The 5,248-nt window shown below is 55.8% G+C and carries 6 protein-coding genes; all 6 read right to left on the reverse strand.

The window, feature by feature from the left end; genetic code table 11:
- Positions 1–182 precede the first annotated feature (182 nt).
- The 6 genes from RXV86_RS21975 to RXV86_RS22000 are packed head-to-tail and all read right to left on the reverse strand — an operon-like array spanning position 183 to position 4,693.
- A complete protein-coding gene (locus RXV86_RS21975) occupies positions 183–815 on the reverse strand; it encodes a hypothetical protein (protein ID WP_316302719.1) in 633 nt (210 codons plus the stop codon).
- 1 nt (position 816) lies between these two features.
- Positions 817–1,725 (reverse strand): hypothetical protein, encoded by a 909-nt coding sequence (locus tag RXV86_RS21980; RefSeq protein ID WP_316302720.1) that lies wholly within the window; start codon positions 1,723–1,725, stop codon positions 817–819.
- 1 nt (position 1,726) lies between these two features.
- On the reverse strand, positions 1,727–2,674 hold the full coding sequence (locus tag RXV86_RS21985) for a hypothetical protein (protein ID WP_316302721.1): 948 nt from the start codon (positions 2,672–2,674) through the stop codon (positions 1,727–1,729).
- Between the two features lie 48 nt (positions 2,675–2,722).
- Entirely contained in the window at positions 2,723–3,610 is an 888-nt protein-coding gene (locus RXV86_RS21990) for a hypothetical protein (RefSeq protein WP_316302722.1), read from the reverse strand.
- 4 nt (positions 3,611–3,614) lie between these two features.
- Positions 3,615–4,058: a hypothetical protein gene (locus tag RXV86_RS21995; protein ID WP_316302723.1), complete on the reverse strand. Its 444-nt coding sequence runs from the start codon at positions 4,056–4,058 to the stop codon at positions 3,615–3,617.
- Complete coding sequence (locus tag RXV86_RS22000) at positions 4,058–4,693, reverse strand: hypothetical protein (RefSeq protein ID WP_316302725.1); 636 nt, start codon at positions 4,691–4,693, stop codon at positions 4,058–4,060. The genes RXV86_RS21995 and RXV86_RS22000 overlap by 1 nt, the downstream gene beginning before the upstream one ends.
- Between the last annotated feature and the right edge of the window lie 555 nt (positions 4,694–5,248).

Consider the following 5,248-nt stretch of genomic DNA (forward strand, 5'->3'; position numbering starts at 1 on the left):
GATGCCGCGCTGGTTGCTGCGGGTTTCTGCATGGTGCGTCAGTTTAACAATCGTTTCCATCGGTCCATCCTCCATTGCACCCCACGAGCGGGGCTTGTGTGATGGATGTCCGGAGAAAAAGAAAAAGATCCCGAACCACAGTGTTGAAACGAATTTGCGGTTCGGGATGTTTGCAAGACGCCCTAGTTGGCGTCCATTCGAATGACCAGCTTGCCCCCAGCGATATTTGCGGCTTTCACCACGGAAATGTCCGCTGGAATTTCCGGTATCCGTAGAAGAAGAACCGTGTCGCCACGCTCAAACGTTGAAACGGCATAATCCGAAGGTTCGCCATTGATCCGCATGTCTACACCTGGAGCCTTGTCCAGAGGATCTCCGCCAATATAGCGCAGCCGCATTACCCACGAGTCATCTGATGCGTTTTTGACAAGATCTTTCACGAGCCAAACGTCCTTATCCGTCAGTTGCTCGAAAGACTCGACGCTCCGGCGAAGGGAACCCGCCGGCGCCGGTGCAGCAGCATCCAACAGATGTTCCAAGCTTTGTGCAACAAAATCGATGCCATCTTCCACGAGGCGCCATATCCCGGATGCAACGGAAGAGGTCTGTTCAGAACTGCTTTCCATTGCAGCATCAAGTTCATCTTTGTCCGCGGCAATCATGGCTTCAACGCGTGCACTAACCCGAGCAACAAAAGCCTCGGACGGCTCTTCGTCGAACCCTTCTTCATCCGCGACGGCATCTTCCAAAGCCTGCTGGACTTTCAGCGTGGCCAGGAACTCTTCAGTGTTCTTTTTGTTATCTGAAATGCTCATCTCAGTTGTCCTTCATCAGTTCAATGCCAGCGCTCACGATGGCTTTTCGGGCCAGGGCAAGATTGTTACGTACAGTTTGCACGGTAACATCCATCATGTCTGCAATATCATTCGACTCTAGGCCTTTGAAATGGAACGTATACACTCGCAGTGCCTGTCCCCTCAGATCTCCGGTCTTGTTTTTACCGTCTTCGATGGCTTTGAGCGTAGCTTTTCTCAATAGTTCCTTCGACATGAGCGTATCTAGATTATCCTCACCATCAGCCGCTTCGGAAACCGCATCTTTTTCTTTTTCAAGAAACCCAAGCATTTGGTCCGATGCATCTTCGGGCGCCCATCCTGGTTCGACCCGTCTCGCGTTCTCTTTCTCGTCGATGACATCTGCAATCCGCCAACGCAGCGAGTTTCGAAGCACACGGTACACGTTCTTGCTGTCAGGTTCGTAGTCAAGCACAAGGCCAATAATGAATGGCCGGCGATTGATTAGCGCCTTTTTGAATTTTTCAAACGTTCGTATCACAGCCTCAGCTGCATCATCCTCATCAAGATTTCTCCACCGACAATATCTCAGCAGAGCGGCCATGTGTTCTGCCTGCGCAGCGGTCAGCCACTCGCTGTAACTGAAATTATGTCTATTCATGTTTTCCAAAGTGCTCTCCCTCAATGATCTGTTTGTCAGCATCTGATCCGATTGTTCCCGGCCGGGATCTTCCACAATCGACACGACACAAAACTCAGTCGAATGCGCTGACGGTGCACCAGACTCTTCACCAGTTTCAACCATAGATTTCATCGTTGGTCGGTTGGCGCACTGCACTATCCCATTGTTCCCGGCCAGCCCGAAAACGGCATTCGGTTTTGCCAGGCAGGTTTGATTTACACCCCGTGGTGGAGTTTTGAATGTGGACATTCTAAGCCTCCTCACTGTGATGATCCGGGCGGTTAAACCAATCGAAAGTGTTGTGAATAACCTGGGTAAACAGGACCGCCAGGCACGAAAGCCCAAGGACAACCCAGAATGACGAGCCAGCTACTGCCAGACCCTGCGAAATCAGCAATGCGGCGACCAATGCAGCCAGAAGACCGGGCAATGGCAAGAGTGGCAATGCCAGAAGAAAGAGCCAAACCGCAGCAACACCTGATGCAATGGCTGCAAATGGCAGTAGAGCCAGTCCAACCAGGAACGAAGCCAGCCGCACGACGAGGTTCACACGGCTGTCAAACGCTGCCCTGGCTCCGACGGACGCCCCCATGAGACCCGCGGCGCCCATCAGGAACACTTCCGCTTCATGGGTAAACGCAGCCTTCGGGTAGTTGAATTCGACCAGGTGGATGCCGTGCCAGATCAAAACCACACACATGACGGCCATCAAACCTGCCGCGACAATGACAAGCAATTGGCGATGGAGAAGGAGAAGCAGCAATCCGATTGCGATCAAAACCCAGGGCGTTTCATGCAGAACAGATGGGAACAGAGCCGTGAACGCCATCAGCGGCGGTGTCGCGGCGAAGCGATCAGCTTTAAAGATAGTATCAACGCCCTGATGGGAATATTCTCCCAATGCCAATATCCATACGGAACGTGATCCAATCAGATCACCATCGTTTCCAATGGCCGGGATCGAGAGGATGTCATTGGCAAGCCAGGGCAGCCACACGCGCAGCAAGGCGGTGTCGCGGTCGGCGTCAACAAAGCCATCGATGACAAGGCCAATGACCAAGTGCTCGTGCAACAATACCCACCCAAACAGGATAAATACCGACAGCCCCAGGAAAAGGGCGGCTGAGCGCCCTATCCAATGCGGAACGGCAACCAGGGCTGCCCAGAAAACATAGTGGATCCAGTGAAGAAGTTTCATGTCACTATCCTCGATTAGAGTTCTATTGCAGGTGGTGTCCGGTCCCGATCAGAGACATCCCGGATCCTGTTCGCGAAACCGTGTTTGACCGTTGACCTTCAAGCTGTTCAGCCGGAACAACGCCCCTCTCGCTTGCCAGCATCCTGCTGTCACAACGGAAGTCTCACCGGCCAGGAGTTGCGAATAGTCCAACCCGGCGTTTGCGATCAGAGATTTTTGGGCTTCAATCAGGTGCTGTTCGGCACCGATCGAGAGAACGATGGACAGCTTGGACAGCGTGTGTGCCCCGGCTTCACGGCGCACCAGGGTCTGAAGCAAGGGCAACGAGACCACATCTGTGTGTGTGGTCAGTCGAAGCTCCCAACGCGAATAGCCACTCGACGCTTCTGACCAGTCTGACACCTGCCCAGTCCGGAGCGACCCATCTGGGCCTGGGCTGAGCATCAGGTGACGGCCATCACCCAACTGGGCCACCACAACGCCTGCACCCGAAGTAATCAGACGGTTCGCTATCGCGGGGGTCAAAGGGCCAAGATCCGGCAGGCCGTAATTGTCCCCCTCGCTGTCGCCAACGTTGGAAGGTGACACTTCATCCGATGCCGCATCGAGAGCAGATTTTAACGCCTCCAGCACCGGGTCATCGGCGCTGGAGAGATTGGGTGCATCACTTGATGACGAGGACTCGGCGGCGGTTTTTGCCGCAGATCTTGCATGGATCCTCGCCGGCTCGACATGGCGGGCCCGGGCCTCAGGCAGCGTTTCCGGCTCTGCTTGGCGCTGTGGTTGAGCACCAATAGGTTGGCCGAAGTAGACGGCAATGTCGCGACCTGTAGGCAGCGATGCCGGGGATTGGGTCGTGGCGTATGTGGCTGCGATGAGCAGACCAACGCCGGCCACCCCGGTTGTTGTTCGAAAAAAGCGCGGTGAATGGGTCATCGGTCTATTCCTTGCGTTCGAGTTGTTGAAGGGTCACGTCGGCAGCACCGGCGCGTTCAAGTTTTGCAACCGCGTCAAGCAAGATACCGGACGGTTCCTGGCCTGATACAACGATGCGAAACGCGGCATTCGCGTCGTCATTTTTTGCAGCGCTCACCACGGCTTCGACATCCTTGTCCTTGGAAAGGATGCTACCGTCTGGAGCATCCAATCGAAGCATGACGTCTTGTTGGGGCGAATAGTCGACAAACAGTGTCACGACCTGCATCGGTTCGCTGGCGCGGCCCTGGGTATGCAGCTTCAACTCGGGCAGCACCCATTTGGTTTGGGGGTCCACAACGATCGTGAAGAGCACGAAGGCTATGTTGACCCAAAGGTCTGCCCAAAGCAGCCCGTCGTCATCATCTTCAGACGGTTCAAAAAGCGGATTGGATAAAGCGTACGACATCACACCCTCTCCTTGGTTGCGGCCAGTGACACCCGGCGCACGAGTGCGGTCGGGGTGCCCGGCGTTTCCGGCCGAGCCCAGTTCAAGTAGCATTCAAAAGCGGTTTCGCCGTTTTCGAGCGCGGTGTCGGCTGCATGGACCAGGCGCCCTTCAACCCACCTCAGGCCGAACAGATTGAAGCAGGCCAGCATTGTGGTGACGAGAGAAACCGGAAGGGCTTGAAGCAGATTGGAATGGTTGCCTTGCGCTTCCGGCGCGAACCCCATTAGAGAAAACACCAGCGCCAAGGTTGTAAATCCCAAGCCGAGCGGACCCGCTTTCTTCGCCAGGTATCTGAGATGATGGCAATGGGTTCGAACCAGGGACGACACTTCGGACCGATAGGCTGCCAGGGCGACATCCTTTTCCTTGCGTGCATTGGGGGCAGCAACAGACGTCATCAGTTGTCCGACGGGTTGGACTTTGCTGACGATACGGGCATGTGCGCGATGAACTGCGGCCGTTCTTTTGGTCTCGTCGGCCAGGTTGACCGCGCGCGCCATGCGTGCTGCATCTTTCCCCATCCGCTTGAGCAACAATGCCTTGTCCATGGCACCGGCACTGCGCAGGATTGAAACGGACGTGAACATGGCCATGGAGCCATAGCTGACGAGCTGTATAAGTGTTACATCATTTAGCATCGGACTAATCCCTTGCGAAAGTTGAAGTTTTCCGCGCTTGAAAGGGCTGAAACCTTAGTTCGCACGCGGCACTCGGAAGAGACGTCCGGTCCCCTGCGGATTGTTCCCGGAGGTTTTCGAATTTTTTATGCAGTGGGGATATGGTGCCGGCTGACTTCCAGCGACCCACGTACTCTGCCGCGGTGCCGCACTTGGCGATGCGGGGTCGAACATGGCGTGTGAGTTCGACGGCGGTTCTCACCGATCCACCCTCGGTCGCAGCCCGCAAACGGGATCTGTGCAAGGGATGTCCGGTGGCCGAGAAGAAGCTCCCGATGCGGTGGTGAACCGGGTGCGGCAGGGCGCAGTGCCCCGGGCTAATGCAGTGTTTTGTTCCCGCGGGTTTCGCCGAATGCGATCATGCCGTGTTGGAGTAGCCCGAGTTCGAGGGGCTGCGGTGTGCGCGTGGCGATGGCATGGTCGAGCTGACGGGTGGCGTTGCGGGTGAGGATATCCCCGGCCGTGGCCATG

The organism is Aliisedimentitalea sp. MJ-SS2 (genome assembly GCF_032586155.1).
In the GTDB taxonomy this organism is placed as follows: Bacteria; Pseudomonadota; Alphaproteobacteria; order Rhodobacterales; family Rhodobacteraceae; genus JAWHTC01.

Coding starts and splice junctions, on each gene's coding strand:
- RXV86_RS21975 (WP_316302719.1), bottom strand. CDS start 815: ATGAGCATTTCAGATAACAAAAAGAACACTGAAGAGTTCCTGGCCACG.
- RXV86_RS21980 (WP_316302720.1), bottom strand. CDS start 1,725: ATGTCCACATTCAAAACTCCACCACGGGGTGTAAATCAAACCTGCCTG.
- RXV86_RS21985 (WP_316302721.1), bottom strand. CDS start 2,674: ATGAAACTTCTTCACTGGATCCACTATGTTTTCTGGGCAGCCCTGGTT.
- RXV86_RS21990 (WP_316302722.1), bottom strand. CDS start 3,610: ATGACCCATTCACCGCGCTTTTTTCGAACAACAACCGGGGTGGCCGGC.
- RXV86_RS21995 (WP_316302723.1), bottom strand. CDS start 4,058: ATGTCGTACGCTTTATCCAATCCGCTTTTTGAACCGTCTGAAGATGAT.
- RXV86_RS22000 (WP_316302725.1), bottom strand. CDS start 4,693: ATGGCCATGTTCACGTCCGTTTCAATCCTGCGCAGTGCCGGTGCCATG.